Source organism: Nonomuraea sp. NPDC049141, from assembly GCF_040648415.1.
Classification (GTDB): Bacteria; Actinomycetota; Actinomycetes; order Streptosporangiales; family Streptosporangiaceae; genus Nonomuraea.
In genome coordinates this window covers 202,033-218,576 of the sequence record NZ_JBEZDR010000024.1, presented here as the reverse complement: position 1 = coordinate 218,576, position 16,544 = coordinate 202,033, and the positions used below count along the sequence as shown (strand labels likewise).

Annotated in this window: 11 protein-coding genes; 6 read left to right on the top strand and 5 right to left on the bottom strand. The window is 68.6% G+C overall.

The features are described 5' to 3' along the window. Window positions 1-187: 187 nt before the first annotated feature. Both AB0B91_RS50260 and AB0B91_RS50255 read left to right on the top strand, forming a co-directional pair. The gene (locus AB0B91_RS50260; RefSeq protein ID WP_358337176.1) at window positions 188-802 is read left to right on the top strand and encodes a class I SAM-dependent methyltransferase; all 615 of its coding nucleotides are present in this window, start codon (window positions 188-190) and stop codon (window positions 800-802) included. Between the two features lie 553 nt (window positions 803-1,355). Beyond that, window positions 1,356-2,705 carry a glycoside hydrolase gene (locus AB0B91_RS50255; protein WP_358337173.1) on the top strand — a complete coding sequence of 450 codons (1,350 nt, stop codon included), beginning with the start codon at window positions 1,356-1,358 and terminating at the stop codon, window positions 2,703-2,705. A 282-nt stretch (window positions 2,706-2,987) separates the two neighbouring features. Here the strand turns inward: AB0B91_RS50255 and AB0B91_RS50250 are convergent, their stop codons facing one another. Continuing rightward, window positions 2,988-3,761: an enoyl-CoA hydratase-related protein gene (locus AB0B91_RS50250; protein WP_358337170.1), complete on the bottom strand. Its 774-nt coding sequence runs from the start codon at window positions 3,759-3,761 to the stop codon at window positions 2,988-2,990. Window positions 3,762-3,763: 2 nt separating this feature from the next. Continuing rightward, entirely contained in the window at window positions 3,764-4,690 is a 927-nt protein-coding gene (locus tag AB0B91_RS50245) for an NAD(P)-dependent oxidoreductase (protein ID WP_358337167.1), read from the bottom strand. A gap of 111 nt (window positions 4,691-4,801) precedes the next feature. On the opposite strand from AB0B91_RS50245, the gene AB0B91_RS50240 reads away from it, so the two are divergent. Continuing rightward, on the top strand, window positions 4,802-6,730 hold the full coding sequence (locus AB0B91_RS50240; protein WP_358337164.1) for an N-acetylmuramoyl-L-alanine amidase: 1,929 nt from the start codon (window positions 4,802-4,804) through the stop codon (window positions 6,728-6,730). On the opposite strand, the gene AB0B91_RS50235 is transcribed toward AB0B91_RS50240, so the two are convergent. Together AB0B91_RS50235 and glgP are read right to left on the bottom strand one after the other, a co-directional pair. Next, window positions 6,693-7,592, bottom strand: a complete 900-nt coding sequence (locus tag AB0B91_RS50235; RefSeq protein WP_308127249.1) for a MurR/RpiR family transcriptional regulator — start codon at window positions 7,590-7,592, stop codon at window positions 6,693-6,695. The two genes, AB0B91_RS50240 and AB0B91_RS50235, sit on opposite strands and share 38 nt — an antisense overlap. Window positions 7,593-7,650: 58 nt before the next feature. Continuing rightward, window positions 7,651-10,233: an alpha-glucan family phosphorylase gene (gene glgP, locus AB0B91_RS50230; RefSeq protein WP_358337161.1), complete on the bottom strand. Its 2,583-nt coding sequence runs from the start codon at window positions 10,231-10,233 to the stop codon at window positions 7,651-7,653. 238 nt (window positions 10,234-10,471) lie between these two features. Between glgP and AB0B91_RS50225 the strand changes: the two genes are divergently transcribed. From AB0B91_RS50225 to AB0B91_RS50215, 3 genes are all read left to right on the top strand, one after another. Further along, the gene (locus AB0B91_RS50225) at window positions 10,472-12,541 is read left to right on the top strand and encodes an alpha-1,4-glucan--maltose-1-phosphate maltosyltransferase (protein WP_358337158.1); all 2,070 of its coding nucleotides are present in this window, start codon (window positions 10,472-10,474) and stop codon (window positions 12,539-12,541) included. A 68-nt stretch (window positions 12,542-12,609) separates the two neighbouring features. Then, on the top strand, window positions 12,610-14,310 hold the full coding sequence (gene treS, locus AB0B91_RS50220) for a maltose alpha-D-glucosyltransferase (protein WP_358337156.1): 1,701 nt from the start codon (window positions 12,610-12,612) through the stop codon (window positions 14,308-14,310). 3 nt (window positions 14,311-14,313) lie between these two features. Then, on the top strand, window positions 14,314-15,678 hold the full coding sequence (locus tag AB0B91_RS50215) for an aminoglycoside phosphotransferase (RefSeq protein ID WP_358337153.1): 1,365 nt from the start codon (window positions 14,314-14,316) through the stop codon (window positions 15,676-15,678). On the opposite strand, the gene AB0B91_RS50210 is transcribed toward AB0B91_RS50215, so the two are convergent. Further along, the gene (locus AB0B91_RS50210) at window positions 15,675-16,514 is read right to left on the bottom strand and encodes an NAD(P)-binding domain-containing protein (protein ID WP_358337150.1); all 840 of its coding nucleotides are present in this window, start codon (window positions 16,512-16,514) and stop codon (window positions 15,675-15,677) included. The two genes, AB0B91_RS50215 and AB0B91_RS50210, sit on opposite strands and share 4 nt — an antisense overlap. Window positions 16,515-16,544: the final 30 nt, after the last annotated feature.

Here is a 16,544-nt window from a genome sequence, read left to right as displayed (position 1 = left end):
TCCCCGGACGCCTCTCCAGGCCCCCTTGCCCCCGGAACAGTCACTCCGAGAAACGGACACTCAGGCTGTTACCGATACCTCGCCGTGGCCCTGGTTGCTCTCCCCGGTGCGGGCCACGCGCTTACCACCGCAGTGCCCAGCCAGCGATCAAGCTCGGTTGCTGCCACTACGCCCCTACGATGATCCGATGCGCCAGGCCGACCCGAAGCCCTACTGGAACACCAATGTCGCCCGGCACCCGGGCATCCTCCGCGCCGTCCCCGAGGGATGCGGCGATGCGCTGGACGTCGGCTGCGGGGACGGCCTCCTCGCGCGGAAGCTGACCGAGCGGGCAAAGCGCGTCACCGGCATCGACAACTCGCCACAGATGATCGCCCGCGCCCGTGAACTCGCTTCCGGCCACCCGGATCTCACCTTCTTCGAGGGTGACTTCCTTACCGCCGACCTCCCCGCTGCAGGCTACGACTTCATCTGCTCGGTATCTGCGATCCATCACATGGACTTCGAGTCGGCCCTGACCCGCATGCGCCAGATGCTGCGCCCCGGCGGCACGCTGGTGGTAGTCGGCCTGGCCCGCGAGACGACCCCGGCGGAGTGGGCAGTGACGATCGCGGCTGCTCCCGTCGTGCGGATCACCAAGGTACTGCGCCGCGCGCACGGCCCGGAGGGAATGCCGGCCACCGACCCACAGATGAGCTACGGACAAGTGCGGGCCGCGGCGCGACTACTACTGCCTGGCATGCGCTATCGCCGGCACGTGCTCCGCCGGTACTCGCTGACCTGGGAAAAACCCGGCCGCTAGCTGTGCTGTTTGGAAACGCATCGGCACCCTACGACAAACAAGATTGAGCAAGATCCACTGGCGAAACTCTCGGCTTCTTGGGCAGCCCAACGCCTCTGGGCTCCATCAGTTCGCCATTCAAGATTCCTCACACCAGGTCAGAGCCCAGCCCTGAGGACGATCTCCTGTCACAGGACATCTTCTCGGCAGACCCAGCTAACCAGTGGCGAAGCGTGCGCGGGCGGAGCCCGCGCTCAGGTGGGCGTCCGAGCGGAGCGAGGGCCTTCAGGGGTCGGGCCCTTGGCCCGACTGGAAGAAACGTCTGAGTCCCGAGCGCGAAGCGCCCATGGCGAAGCCCATTGTGCGCCGGAGGCGCCCCCAGAAGAACGTCCGGAGCGGAGCGGAGGGCCTTGCGGTGCGCGTGAGCGCCTAAAGAAGGGCGCCGAGCTTCCAGGGCGCGAAGCGCCGATGGCGAGCCCTTAGTGGGTGGGCGGGTGGTTGACGAAGGGCTCGTACGTGTTTACGTTTCCGGGAGCGAAATTATCGCGGTGGTTCCGAAAGTTTCGGAGGCGGTATGTTACGAGGCGTTGTCGCGGTCACCCTGCTCGGTCTGCCTACCCTGCAGGCCCCGTACCAGGTGGATCCTCCCGCGATCACCGTGCACGACCGTGTCCGGCACCAGGGGATCGACGGGTTCGGGATCTCCCAGGCGTTCCGGCGCAACGAGCTGGTCCGGGCGCTCAGCGAAGAGCAGCAGCGGGAGATTCTCGACCTGTGGTTCAACCGCGACAAGGGTGCCGGGCTCAGCATTCTGCGGCTCGGCATCGGCTCCGCTCCCGTGGGCAGCCCGTACGACCAGATGGTCTCGATCCAGCCCGAGGACCCGGGCGGGCCGGACGCACCGCCCAAGTACGTCTGGGACGGCGAGGACAACAGCCAGGTCTGGGTGGCGAAGGCGGCCAAGGGGTACGGCGTCCAGCGGTTCTTCGCCGACGCCTGGAGCGCGCCCGCGTACATGAAGGACAACGGCGACGACAAGAACGGCGGCACGCTGAAGCCGGAGTGGCAGCAGGCCTACGCCCGTTACCTGGTGCAATACGCGAAGTTCTATGCCCGGGAGGGCATCAGGATCACGGACCTCGGCTTCACCAACGAGCCCGACTGGACGGCGACGTACGCCTCGATGCGGTTCACCCCGCAGCAGGCCGCCGAGTTCGTCAAGGTGCTCGGCCCGATCGCCAAGGACGTCAAGGGGCTCAAGGTGGCCTGCTGCGACTCGTTCGGCTGGACCGAGGCGAAGGCGTACACCGCCGCGATCGAGGCCGACCCCCAGGCTCGCCGCTGGGTGAAGACGCACACCGGCCACACGTACGCCAGCCCGGTGGACGGACCGCTGCCGACCAGCGGAAATGCCTGGATGTCTGAGTGGAACCCCAACGGCTCCACCTGGAACGAGAGCTGGGACGACGGCAGCGGTTACGACGGGTTCACGATCGCGCAGGCGGTTCATGACGCGCTCACGCTCGGCAACGTCAGCGGCTACGTCTACTGGCTGGGCGCCTCGCGCGGCGCCACCCGGGCGCTGCTCCAGATCGACGAGGCCGCGGGTACGTATCACGTGTCCAAGCGGCTGTGGGCGTTGGCGGCTTACAGCCGGTTCATTCGGCCGGGCGCGGTGCGGGTGGATGCGGTGGCGGGCGATCCGGCGCTGAAAGTTTCAGCGTTTCGCAACGCCGACGGCTCTCAGGTGGTCGAGGTGCTCAACACCGGCACCGCCGCCGTGACGTGGAAGGGTGTGTACGGGCGGGTCACCGCGTACGTGACGGACAACGCCAACTCCCTCGCCGCGAGCCCGGTCACCGGCGGGACCGTGACCCTCCAGCCCCGAGCGCTCACGACCGTCGTCATTGGGGGGCACCGGTGACGGCGCCGGACATCCCGAGCCGCGAGTGAAGGTAGCGGCCACCCCCAGCGCCGAGTGAAGGCAGCCGTCATCTCGGGCGCCGGGCGAAAGCGACGGTCACTCTCAGCGCCGAATAAAAGCGCCGGTCACCCCGAGCACGGGGCGACCGACACCGACCTTCGATCGCGGGCCCGCAGGAAGATCGCGGGGCCCGCAGTGAGTTCGGGCGTCGCCGGCCGACACTCGTGGAGGCGAGCCTGCCCGTCAGCGCCCGGCCGACACTCGTGTTGGCGAGCCCGCCCGTCAGCGTCCCGTGAACTTCGGCTGGGCCTTGTCCGCGAAAGCCGTCATCCCGATCTTCGCGTCATCCGTGGCGAAAAGCCCGGAGAACTGCAGCCGCTCGATCTCCAACCCCGTATCCAGATCAACCTCCAACCCCTGATCCACCGCCTGCTTGGCAGCCCGCAGCGCCACAGCCGGCCCACCCGTGAAGGTTCCCGCCCAGGCCAGCGCCGCCGCATACACCTCGGCGTCAGGCACCACCCGATCCACCAGCCCGATCGCCAGCGCCTCCGCGGCCGCCACGTGCCGACCGGAGTAGATCAGGTCCTTGGCCCGGGCGGGCCCGATCAGGCGGGGAAGGCGCTGGCTGCCGCCCGCACCGGGGATGAGGCCGAGCTGGATCTCCGGCTGCCCCAGCTTGGCCGACTCCCCCGCCACCCGGAAGTCCGCGCACAGGGCCAGCTCGCAGCCGCCGCCCAGGGCGTAACCGGTGACGGCTGCGATGACGGGCTTGCCGATGGCGGCGACCGCGGTGAAGCAGCCCTGGAGCGCGCGGGAGTGGGCAGCCATGTCGGCATAGGACATGACGACCATCTCTTTGATGTCGACCCCGGCCGCGAAGACCCGCTCGCCGCCGTAGACGACGACGGCGTGCGCTTCGGGGTCGGCGTCGACGGCTCGGGCCGCTTCGCCGAGCTCTCGCTGCGTCTGGCTGTTGAGGGCGTTCATCTTGGGACGGTCAAGTCTGATCGTGGCGATCTGGTCGGCCACTTCTACGTGTACGAACTCACCCATGCTCAGGACACTACAAGCTGCTGACGGCGGACCAGGTCCAGCAGGTCGGTACGCGGGGTCCAGCCGAGCAGCGAGTGGAGGCGGCGGGTGTCGGCCAGCGAGTCGCCGGGCTCGTCAGGCGGCGCGGGTACGACGTCGAAGGTGAGCGAGGCCCCGGTCACCGTGGCCACCGCCTCCGCCATGGACCGGAGGGTCTGGCCGTGGCCCGTGCCGAGGTTCACGATGCCGGGGACGCCGATGAGCTCGATCATCGCGCGGGCGGCCTGCCGTACGTCGGTGATGTCGCGGGTACGGTCGAGCGAGCCGAGCACGCGCAGCGGGCGGCCCTCCTGGGCGGCGCGCAGCCATACCGACAGCGCCATGTCGGGCCGCTGCCCCTCCCCGGCGACGGTGAACGGCCGGACGATCGTGACGCCGGGACGGTCACGACAGAGTCGCTCCAGCGCGACCTTGCTCATGGCATAGCCGCCAATGGGACGAAGCGGATCCGACTCCGCGCTGGGGCGAACGGCGCCGAACTGCGCGCCGGACCGGCCGCGCGACACCCCACCACCCGGATCCGATTCCCCGCCGGACCGGCCGCGCAACGCTCCGCCGTACACGGAACTCGACGACGTGACCAGGAGCGGGACGCCAGGCGGCGTCAGCGCCAGCACCCGCGCGCCCGCCAGCACATTGTCCCGCTGACGCCGCCACCCGATCCCAGGAGCGGCGTCACGCACACCCGCACACCCGGCCAGGTGATAGACCGCATCGGCGTCGGAAAAAACATCAGAAACGTCCAAGAGATCGGCCGTGATCACGGTGAGCCCCGGCCGCTCCTCGACCGGCCGGCGGTCGATGGCGACGACCGGTGAGCCGGACGACAGCAGGGCCGACGTCAGCGCACGGCCGATGAATCCGGCCGCACCGGTCACGATCGACGTCACCCGCCCCACCATAGGGCGTTAACTGCTGAAAAATATCTTCGCAAAGCTCTCGCCAGAGAAGGAAAATGTTGAAACGCTGACTCCGTCATTCCCCCAGTCGAGGAGCAGTAGATGCGCAGAGCGCTGGCGATCGCGGTGGTCGCCCTCCTGCCATTAGTCAACATGACACCGGCGGCCGGCACCACTGCCGAGGAACCCCCCGACCGGCAGGCGGCGTTCGCCGCGGCGGCCAAGGAGTTCCAGGTTCCGGAGAGCGTGCTGCTCGGTGTCTCCTATCTTGAGTCGCGCTGGGACGCCCACGCCGGGCAGCCCAGCAACGACGCCGGGTTCGGCCCCATGCACCTGACCGACGCGGCCGCCTTCACCGGGTCCAACCACCACGGCGAGGGCGAGGAGGACGCGCGCGGCGACGACGGCAGGCCGCTGGCCCCGGTAGCGACGACGGTCGCGCCCACGGAGATCCCGGCCTCGCTCAAGACCATGGACAAGGCCGCCGAGCTGACCGGTCAGAGCCACGAGGCGCTGCGGACAGACGCCGCCGCGAACATCAGGGGCGGCGCGGCGCTGCTGGCCGACTACCAGAAGTCGATCGGCGCGCCACTGAGCGCCGACCCGGGCGAGTGGTACGGCGCGGTCGCCAAGTACTCGGGCGCCGACGAGTCCGAGGCGGCCAAGGTCTTCGCCGACGAGGTCTACAGCACGATCGAGGACGGCGCCGAGCGGGTCACCGACGACGGGCAGCAGGTCAAGCTCACGCCCATCCCCGGCCTGGACCGGATCGAGAAGTGGCTGGAGAAGCTCGGCCTCAGGCCGCCGCGCCGCGACGGCGTCGAGTGCCCGAGGTCGATCTCCTGCGAGTGGATCCCCTCGGCCTACGCGCAGAAGCCGAACGGCGGCTACGGGCACTACGACCTGGCGAACCGGCCCGTCAGCCAGAAGATCAAGTACATCGTCATCCATGACATGGAGGGCTACTTCGGCCCGTCGATCGGGCTGAACCAGGACGTCAACTACGGCGCGAGCTGGCAGTACTCCGTGCGCTCCACCGACGGTCACATCGCCCAGCACATCAAGGGCAAGGACGTCGCCTGGCAGGCCGGCAACTGGTACATCAACGCCAAGTCCATCGGCATCGAGCACGAGGGCTTCCTGGCCGAGGGCAGCACCTGGTACACCGAGGCGATGTACCGCTCGTCCGCCAAGCTCGTACGCTACCTGGCGCTCCGGTACGACATCCCGCTCGACCGGGCGCACATCCTGGGCCACGACAACGTGCCGGGCACGCTGCCGACCACGGTGCGGGGCATGCACGAGGACCCGGGCCCGTTCTGGGACTGGAAGCACTACTTCGACCTGATCGGCGCACCGCTGCATGGGTTCGGCGGCCCCAAGGCGGGCTCGATCATGATCAGGCCCGACTTCGCCACCAATAAGCCGTACTTCTACGGCTGCGACCGCAAGAACCCCGAGAACGCCTGCCCGCCCCTCAGCGCCGGCACCGTGTGGCTGCGTACCGAGCCGCGCGACGACGCACCGCTGATCAAGGACATCGGCAAGCACCCGACCGGCACCAACGACTCGCTCTACAGCGTGTACGACCACAGCGCCAGGGCGAGCACCGGCCAGCGGTTCGCCGTGGCGGAACGCCAGGGCGACTGGACCGCGATCTGGTACCTCGGCCAGAAGGGCTGGTTCTACAACCCGGCCTCGAAGCCGACCGCCGTCCCGTCCGCGGGCCTGGTGGTCACGCCGAAGCCGGGTCTGGCGACCGTCCCGGTGTTCGGCAGGGCGTACCCGGAGCAGGAGGCCTACCCGGCCGACATCCCGTACCAGGCGGTCACCCCGCTGCAGTACAAGTTCTCGGCCGGCGAGAAGTACACGCTGGCAGGAGAGGCGGCCAACGAGTACTACCGGGCGGTCACCTTCGACGAGGCGAGCCACAAGGTGGTCAAGGGCAAGACGAAGTACCTGCAGATCCAGTTCGGGCACCGGGTGATGTTCGTCAAGGCTGACGACGTACGGGTGTCGCTCGCCTGGTGAACTCCTTGACGGCGCGCCTGGTGCTCTGCAACGCCTCCTGAGAGGAGTCGAAGGTGCGCTGGGCGACGCCGACGAACACGCAGTCGACGACGAGGAGCTGGCTGATCCGGCTGGCCAGGGCGCCGGGACGGAACTCCGTCTCGCGCCCGGCCGAGATCAGCACGTGTTCGGCCAGCTCCGCGATCGACGAGCGCGGGTTGTTGGTGATGGCGACGGTCGTCGCGCCGGCCTCCCGCGCTCGCGACAGCGGTTCGAGCACGTCGGGCGTCTCGCCCGACGTGCTGATGCCGATCGCCACGTCGCCGGGCTTGAGCAGCACGGCGCTGACCAGCGCCAGGTGGACGTCCTGGAAGGCGTGGCTGGACAGCCCGATGCGCAGCAGTTTCTGGGCCACGTCCTCGGCCACCAGCCCGGAGGCGCTCACGCCGTAGGCGTCGATCCGCCTGGCGCCGACGATGGCGTCGACGACCAGGCCGAGGCGCTCCGAGGTGAGCTGGGCGACCGTGTCGTTGATCGCCTCCGACTCGGCCCTGGCCACCTTCTGGATGACCTCCGACAGCGGGTCGTCGGGCGCCAGGTCGCCGGGCACCAGCCGGTCGGGCTGGGCGGCCGCCGCTGCCAGGGCGAGGCGTAGCTGCGGGTAGCCGGCGAAGCCCAGGAGCCTGGCCGTGCGGACGATCGTCGCCTCGCTGGTGCCCGAGGCGGCGGACAGCTCGGTGATCGTGCTCCGAGCCACCGTCGCCGGGTCTTCCAGGATGAGCCGGGCGACCGTCTGCGCGGCCGGGGTCAAGGACGGAAGCACACCTCGGACCGTCGCCACCAGAGTGTCTGCCCGCAGGCCGTTCCCGCTGTCGTCCACCACGGTCCCGATTATGACGCTCCCCGAGCATTTTCCCTATTGCGCGATCCAGCCGGACCGTTCACCGGAACACGCCGTTGGTCATGCCGGCGGGTTCCTCGGGAACGGCGATGAGACCGAGCTCGGCACGGGAGGCGGCCAGCGCGTGATGCGGGACCACCCGGACCGTGTAGCCGAACGGGCCGGTGCGGTCCAGCGGGATCACGCCCGCGTAGTGGGCCCGGCCGTCGTCGTCGGAACCGTCGGTCCGCAGCGCCATGTACGCGGGGTGGACCAGCTCGTCGTGCGGCCCCACCCGGCCGTAGGCGGCCTCGACCAGGACGTCGCCCGGCTCCAGGTCGCCGAGCGCGACCGTGGCGTGCAGTTCGAGCGCCGCCCCGACCTCCGGGGCGTCACCGATGCCCGACACCTCCACGTGTTCGACCCGGACTCCCGGCCAGGCCCGTGCGACACGCACCCGCCAGGCGGCGAACCCCTTGGCCGCGGCGTAGGAGTCGGCCGACAGCGCGCGGGCCGACAGCGCGGCGGGGAGGTACAGCCCGACCACGTAGTCGCGGAGCATCCGGCCCGCGAGCACCTTGGGGCCGAGCGAGGTGAGCGTGTGCTTGACCATCTCCAGCCAGCGGCGCGGCAGCCCGTCACCGGCCCGGTCGTAGAAGCGGTCGGCCACCTCGTGCTCGATCAGGTCGTAGAGGGCGGCGGCCTCCAGCTCGTCGCGCCGGTCCTGGTCGGTCACCCCGTCGGCGGTGGGGATGGCCCAGCCGTTGGTGCCGTCGTACCACTCGTCCCACCAGCCGTCGCGGATCGACAGGTTGAGCCCGCCGTTCAGCGCCGACTTCATGCCCGAGGTGCCGGAGGCCTCCAGCGGCCGGAGCGGGTTGTTCAGCCACACGTCGCAGCCCTGGACGAGCAGCTGGCCGAGCGCCATGTCGTAGTCGGGCAGGAACACGATGCGGTGCCGCACATCGGCCCGGTCGGCGAACTTGACGATCTGCTGGATCAGCTTCTTGCCGCCCTCGTCGGCGGGGTGGGCCTTGCCCGCGATCAGGATCTGGACCGGCTTGTCGCTGTCGAGCAGCAGGTCTGTCAGCCGCTCGGCATCGCGCAGCATGAGCGTGAGCCGCTTGTAGGACGGTACGCGCCTGGCGAACCCGATCGTCAGCACGTCGGGGTCGAGCGCGTCGTCGATCCAGCCGAGCTCGGCGTCGGAGGCGCCGCGGTCGCGCCACGCCTGGCGCAGCCTGACCCTGGCCCCTTCGACGAGGCGCCGCCGGAGCGTGCCTCTGATGTCCCACAGGTCTGCGTCCGGGACCTTCTGGACGCCTTCCCAGCCACGCGCCCGCTCGATCAGCGAGGGCAGCTCACGACCGGCCAGCTCCATGAGCTCGCGACCGACCCAGGTGGGCGCGTGGACGCCGTTGGTGATGGAGCCGATCGGCACCTCGTCGAGGTCGAAGCCGGGCCACAGTCCCTTGAACATCTCGCGGCTGACCGCGCCGTGCAGCTCGGACACGCCGTTGACCCGCTGGGCCAGCCGCATGCCCATGATCGCCATGTTGAACCGGCCGGGCTGCTCCTCGGCGCCGAGCGCGAGGATGCGCTCGACGGGCACGGTCGGCCAGGCGTTGCCGCCGCCGAACTGGCGCTCGATCATGTCGACGGGGAACCGGTCGATGCCCGCGGGCACCGGCGTGTGCGTGGTGAAGACCGTGCCCGCGCGTACGGCCTCCAGCGCCTCGTCGAAGGACAGGCGGGACTCGGTCAACTCGCGGATGCGTTCGAGGCCGAGGAAACCGGCGTGGCCCTCGTTGGTGTGGAACACCTCGGGGTCGGCGTGCCCGGTGATGCGGCAGTACGCGCGGATCGCCCGTACGCCGCCGACGCCCAGGAGCAGCTCCTGCATGAGCCGGTGGTCGGTACCGCCGCCGTAGAGGCGGTCGGTGACGTCGCGGGCCGCGATGTCGTTGTCGGCCACGTCGGAGTCGAGCAGCAGCAGCGGCACCCGGCCCACCTGCGCCACCCAGAGCTGCGCGTGCAGCACCCGATCGTCGGGCAGGGAGATGCGGATCTTGACGGGTGTGCCGTCCTCCTCCTTCAGGAGGGTCAGCGGCAGGCCGCCCGCGTCGAGCGACGGATAGTGCTCCAGCTGCCAGCCCTCTGGCGAGAGCGACTGGGTGAAGTAGCCGTGGCGATACAGCAGGCCGACCGCGAGGATCGGCACCCCGAGGTCGCTGGCGGTCTTGAGGTGGTCTCCGGCCAGGATGCCCAGGCCGCCCGAATACTGCGGGAGGGCGGCGGCTATGCCGTACTCCGGGGAGAAGTAGGCGATGGCGTGCGCGGCGTCGGGCAGTGTCTGGTACCAGCGCGGCGCGGTCATGTATTCGCGCAGGTCGTCGGCGGCGTCGGCGAGACGCCGTAGGAAGCGGCGGTCAGCGGCCAACTCGGCAAGCCTGGCGTGGTCGACGGCGCCCAGCAGGGCGACCGGGTCGTGGCCTACCTGCTCCCAGAGGCGGGGGTCGACCTCGGCGAAGAGGTCGGTCGTCTCCGGATGCCATGACCAACGCAGATTGTGCACGAGCTCGCCGAGGGAGGCCAGCTCCGTGGGCAGGACGGTGCGGACGGTGAACCGGCGGATTGCTCTCACGTTTTCGAACCCTATGGGCTAGGAGGGACCTCTGAGTCCCTCACCTCCAGCAAGGCCGTTCAAACCCCTTCCGAGAAGAAGCATGAAGAGGAACTATTTGGGCAACTTCCCCCAATGTTGGTTCTCCTGGGGACACTCGGGAGGTCCTCCACTGCTGCCCACAATTTACATGCAAGGATCGTTCCTACCACGGAAGCCTCCGGCGGTACCGAGCGTGCCGTCGCAACCTTGAAATGCGATGATCGGACGAATTCCCATCACGGACATCTCCCCCGTCGTCGACTGCGGGCAGTGGCCCGCCAAGGCGGTCGCCGGCGAGACCTTCCAGGTCTCGGCGACCGTGTTCCGAGAGGGCCACGACGCCGTGGCCGCGGGCGTGGTGCTCACCGCGCCCGATGGGCAGCGCGGTCGCCTGAGACCGATGCGCGAGCTCGCGCCGGGCACCGACAGGTGGGGCATCAGCGTGTGCCTGCCGACCGAGGGTGACTGGCTGTTCCGGGTTGAGGCGTGGAGCGACCCCTTCGCCACGTGGCTGCACGACGCGGAGATCAAGATCCCGCGTGGCATGGACACCGACCTCATGTGCGAGGAGGGCGCCCGGCTGTTCGAGCGGGCGGCCAGGGCCGTACGGCAGGCCGATTGTCCCGCCCCCGGCAATGGAAACGGGAACGGGAACGGGAACGGCAACGGTGACAGCGCGTGCGGGCACCGCGCCGCGCTGCTGGGCATCGCCGCCACGCTCCGCGACGAGCAGCTCGACCCGCGGGCCCGGCTGTCCATCGCGCAGTTGCCGGAGACGGCGGCGCTGCTGGAGGCGCATCCGTTGCGCGCCCTGGTGACCAGGGCGCGGCCGCGGAAGATCAGGGTGGACCGGCGCAGGGCCCTGTACGGCTCGTGGTACGAGTTCTTCCCCAGGTCCGAGGGCGCGGTCGTCAGCGACCTGGGCATCTCCAAGTCCGGAAATTTCCAGACCGCGGCCAAGCGCCTGCCCGCGATCGCCAAGATGGGCTTCGACGTCGTCTACCTGCCGCCGATCCACCCCATCGGCCACACCTTCCGCAAGGGGCGCAACAACACGCTGAGCCCCGAGCCCGACGAGCCGGGCTCGCCCTGGGCGATCGGCTCGGAGGACGGCGGCCACGACGCGATCCACCCCGACCTGGGGACGATCGAGGACTTCGACGAGTTCACCGCCCGTACCCGCGAGCTGGGCATGGAGGTCGCGCTCGACTTCGCCCTGCAGTGCTCCCCCGATCATCCGTGGGTCAAGGAGCATCCGGAGTGGTTCACGATCAGGGCCGACGGCACGATCGCCTACGCCGAGAACCCGCCGAAGAAGTACCAGGACATCTACCCGGTCAACTTCGACAAGGACCCCGTCGGCATCTACACCGAGGTGAAGCGGGTCCTGCGCCACTGGATGGACCACGGCGTGCGGATCTTCCGGGTGGACAACCCGCACACCAAGCCGGTGGGGTTCTGGGAGCGGCTGCTGGCCGACATCCACACGACCGACCCTGACGTGATCTTCCTGGCCGAGGCGTTCACCCGGCCGGCGATGCTGCAGACGCTGGCCAAGGTGGGCTACCACCAGTCCTACACGTACTTCACGTGGAAGAACTCCAAGCACGACGTGGAGACGTACCTCTCCGAGCTGGCCGGGGAGACCTCGCACTTCCTGCGGCCCAACGTGTTCGTCAACACTCCGGACATTCTTCACGAATACCTACAGCACGGCGGTAACCCGGCTTTCCGCATCCGGGCCGCGCTGGCGGCGCTCGCCTCGCCCACCTGGGGCGTCTACTCGGGGTACGAGCTGGGGGAGAATGTCCCTGTCCGTCCGGGTAGTGAGGAATACCTAGATAGTGAGAAATATCAGTACAGACCTCGCGACTGGGCGGCGGCTGAGCGGGCAGGGTGGAGCCTGGCGCCTTTCATCACTCACCTGAATTTGTTCCGAAGAGCCCATCCGGCGCTGCAGGAGTTGCGTAATCTACGGTTCCACCAGGTCGACCAACCGGACATCGTGTGCTTCTCCAAGCGGCTGCCGGGCGCCTACGACCCGGCCACACGACGGCACGGGCTGGGCGACGTCGTTCTGGCGGTCATCAACCTCGACCCACACCACACCCACGAGGCCACGGTCGAGCTGGACATGCCGGCGATCGGTCTCGACTGGAATGCCGAGTTCGTGGTGGACGACGAGCTTTCGGGCGAGTCGTATCGTTGGCGGCAGAACAACTACGTTCGCCTCGATCCCCACATCCAGCCTGTCCACATCTTCACCGTACGAGCCGCGCCACGGTAGAACAGAATTCAGCGGGGAGTCTTCAACGTGTGTGAAAGCGCCTCCTTCATGAGCACGAGGGAGTGCTCATGAGCTCCACACCCATTCCCAATCCCTTCGACGACGAGAAGCCGCACGATCCTTACTGGTACAAGCGCGCGGTCTTCTACGAGGTCCTGATCCGGGGCTTCGCCGACTCCAACGGCGACGGCACCGGTGACATCAAAGGTCTGATCGGCAAGCTCGACTACCTGCAGTGGCTCGGCGTCGACTGTCTGTGGCTGTTGCCGCTGTACGAGTCACCGCTGCGCGACGGCGGCTACGACATCGCCGACTTCATGAAGATCCTGCCGGAGTTCGGCGACCTGGGAGACTTCGTGAAGCTGGTCGACGAGGCCCACAAACGTGGCATGCGCGTCATCGCCGACCTGGTGATGAACCACACCAGCGACGCCCACCCCTGGTTCCAGGCCGCCCGCCACGATCCGGAAGGGCCGTTCGGCGACTTCTACGTCTGGTCGGACAACGACAACGCCTACCCCGACGCCCGGATCATCTTCATCGACACCGAGACGTCCAACTGGACCTATGACCAGGTCCGCGGCCAGTACTACTGGCACCGCTTCTTCCACCACCAGCCGGACCTCAACTACGAGAACCCGGCCGTGCAGGACGCGATGCTGGAGGTGCTCCGCTTCTGGCTCGACCTGGGCATCGACGGGTTCCGCCTGGACGCCGTGCCGTACCTCTTCGAGGAGGAGGGCACCAACTGCGAGAACCTGCCGCGCACGCACCAGTACCTCAAGCGGATCCGCAAGGAGGTCGACCGGCTCTACAACGACCGGGTGCTGCTCGCCGAGGCCAACCAGTGGCCGTCGGACGTGGTCGAGTACTTCGGCGATCCAGTGGGCGGCGGCGACGAGTGCCACATGGCGTTCCACTTCCCGCTGATGCCGCGCATCTTCATGGCCGTACGCCGGGAATCGCGCTACCCCATTTCCGAAATTTTGGCCCAAACGCCGAAGATTCCGGAACATTGCCAGTGGGGGATCTTCCTCCGGAACCATGATGAGCTGACGCTCGAGATGGTCACGGACGAGGAACGTGACTACATGTACACCGAGTACGCCAAGGACCCGCGGATGCGGGCCAACGTCGGCATCCGGCGGCGCCTGGCGCCCCTGCTGGAGAACGACCGCAACCAGATCGAGCTGTTCACCGCGCTGCTCCTGTCGCTGCCCGGCTCGCCGGTGCTCTACTACGGCGACGAGATCGGCATGGGCGACAACATCTGGCTCGGCGACCGCGACGGCGTACGCACGCCCATGCAGTGGGACCCCGACCGCAACGCCGGATTCTCCGACTGCGACCCCGGGCGGCTCTACCTGCCGGTCATCATGGACCCGATCTACGGCTACCAGGGACTCAACGTCGAGGCGCACCAGAAGAACAACGGTTCGCTGCTGCACTGGACCAAGCGCATGATCGAGATCCGTAAGCGGCACCCGGTGTTCGGCCTGGGTGAGTTCATCGAGCTCAACTCTTCCAACCCGAGCGTGCTCGCGTTCGTCCGAGAGCTGGGCGACGACCGGATGCTCTGCGTCAACAACCTCTCGCGCTTCCCCCAGCCGGTCGAGCTTGACCTGCGCAGATTCGTCGGCGTCTCACCTGTTGAGACGATGGGTGGGGTACCATTTCCGGCAATTGGCGAACTTCCGTATCTTTTGACGCTTCCCGGGCATGGTTTCTACTGGTTCACACTCCCACCGGCAATCACCCAGGAGGAGTAAGACGTGCTTGACGAGCTCCTTGCCGCATGGATCAGTCGCCAACGATGGTTCGGCGGCAAGGGGCGCGCGATCGACTCCTTGTCGATCGAGTCGGACGTAGTGATCTACGCCGACGACCCGGGACTACGCCACCTGATCGTGTCGGTGTGGCAGGGCGCCTCGCGAGACCGCTACCAGATCATGCTCGGTATGCGCACCGAGCTGCCCGACCGGCTGAAACACGCGTTGATCGGCACGCACGGCCACTACGCCTTCGATGACGGCCCCGGCCATCACGAGTGGTACGTCTACGACGCCGTCCACGACCAGGCCCTGACCCACTGGGTCCTGGAGTGCATGGCCCAGGGCTCCGGCTGGGACGCCGTGCGCTTCCGGCACCTGCCCGGCGTCACGATCGACACCTCACCGCGCAGCCTGGTGCTCGGCGCCGAGCAGTCCAACACCTCGCTCGTGTACGGGGACGCCTACATCTGCAAGTTCTTCCGCCGCCTGATCCCCGGCGTGAACCCGGAGCTGGAGATCATCACCGCGCTGGCCGTCCGCGAATCCCCGCACATCGCCAAGCCGTACGGCTGGATCGAGACCGACCTCGACGGCACACCCACGACGCTCGCCATCATGCAGGAGTACCTGTCCACCGCCAACGACGGCTGGGACCTGGCTCTGGCCAGCGTGCGCGACCTGTACGCCTCGATGCCCGAGCTCTCGGCGGCCGACGTCGGCGGCGACTTCGCCGCCGAGGCGCACCGGCTCGGCGAGGCCACCGCCCACGTCCACCGGGAGCTGGCCGGCGCCTTCCCCACGGACGTGATCGAGGTGCACGAGGTCAAGCGGATGGCCGAGGGCTTCCGGCGGCGGCTGGGCCGGGCCGTGGGCGAGGTGCCGGAGCTGCGCGAGCACGTCCACGCGCTGGAGGACGCCTATCACCAGGTGGAGGAACTGACCGTCGAGGTGCCCGTACAACGGGTGCACGGCGACTACCACCTCGGCCAGGTGATGCGTACCCCGATCGGCTGGGTGGTGCTCGACTTCGAGGGCGAGCCGGGCCAGCCCCTGGCCGAACGCCGGGCGCTGTCGTCCCCGCTGCGTGACGTGGCCGGGATGCTCCGCTCGTTCGACTACGCGGCCAGGCACCTGCTGGCCGACCACTCGGAGCCCGAGTCGCTGGAGCCGCGGGCCGCCGAGTGGGCCGACCGCAACCGGCACGCCTTCCTGGAGGGCTACGCCGAGGGCGGCGGGGTGATCACCTCGGCGGACGCGGCCCTGCTGCGGGCGTTCGAGCTGTCGAAGGCGGTGTACGAGGTGGTGTACGAGGCCCGCAACCGGCCCTCGTGGATCAGCATCCCGATGGCCGCCTTCCGCCGCTAACGCAACTCTTCGATCAGGCCCGCCAGGCCCTGGGCACCGTGGCCGGCCGCCACCCGCCTGTCAAGGATGTCCTTCATGGGGAGCAGCAGATCCGGCTTCACCCCCTGCTCCTCGAAGGCGCGGAGCAGGTTGACCATGCCGACCCGGTTGACCTCCAGGTTGGAAACGTCGGTGGCGTAGTCGCCCGCCTCGATGTCGGCCGCCAACCGGGGCTGCATCGTGGCCATCGCGGTCAGCCACGGCACCAGCAGCTCCGAGGTGAACTCCGCCACTGGCCGCTTCTCCGAGGCGATCAGCGCCGCCGCCTCCAGGAACCCGGCGATCTGGCCGTACATGCCGGTGAGCATGGCCAGGTCGTACAGCGGCGCGAGCCCCGCGTCCGCACCCAGGTAGCGCGGCCTGGCCAGCGCGCCCAGCGCCTGCTCGTACCGCTCGAAGGCGGGCTGCGAACCGCTGTAGAGGATCAGCGCGCCGGGCGTGCCGATCATCTGGGGCACGGCCATGATGCCGCCGTCCAGGTAGTCGCCGCCGCGCGCGGCCACCCACTCCGCCAGCTCCCTGGCCTCGGCGGGCCGGCCGTTGGTGAGGTTCAGCAGGACGCGGTCGTCCAACTGGACCGAGCCGAGGATCTCCCGTACGGCCGCGTAGTCGAGCACGCAGACGATCACCAGCGGACTGGCCTCGACCGCCTCCGCCGGGGTCGCCACGCTGGTGGCGCCCAAACCATCTGCCTTGCCGTCCGTACGGTTCCACACGGTGACGCTGTGACCGGCCTTCACCAGCGTCCGGGCCAATGCCTGACCCATGAGCCCCAGGCCGAGAATAGAGATACGCATGCTGAGCAGTCCTTTCCGTTGACGGCTTCC